Origin of the sequence: Streptomyces sp. P17 (genome assembly GCF_032436805.1) — a bacterium.
Classification (GTDB): Bacteria; Actinomycetota; Actinomycetes; order Streptomycetales; family Streptomycetaceae; genus Streptomyces.
Map to the genome: position 1 here is coordinate 1 of NZ_JAVRBF010000584.1, position 292 is coordinate 292.

General features: G+C 69.5%; 1 protein-coding gene. It reads left to right on the forward strand.

Features of this window, described 5'->3' with window-relative positions; genetic code table 11:
* Nucleotides 1-292 (forward strand): hypothetical protein (locus RMT89_RS42205; RefSeq protein ID WP_315889057.1); only part of this gene is annotated, 292 nt, incomplete at both ends.

Consider the following 292-nt stretch of genomic DNA (forward strand, 5'->3'; position numbering starts at 1 on the left):
TCGATGGCCCGTCGGGGCCGCGTCTGGCTGACGAGGACACGCTGGCTGGCCCGCTGGTGGCGGCGATCGACGTGACTGACGACAAGTCACGAGCCCATGTGGTGATCGCTGGGTACCGCGCCGACGGGCGTCCGCAGATCGAGCATCGCGCCTCGCGTGTCGGGACGCACTGGGTCGAGGGGTACCTGTCGTCGCCGGAGGTGGAGCGCCGGTTGACGTGTGTGACTGGGCAGGAGCGTGGCGCTCCCGTGTCGGCTGTCCTGGCTGACCTGCGAGCCTCCGACGATTTCAC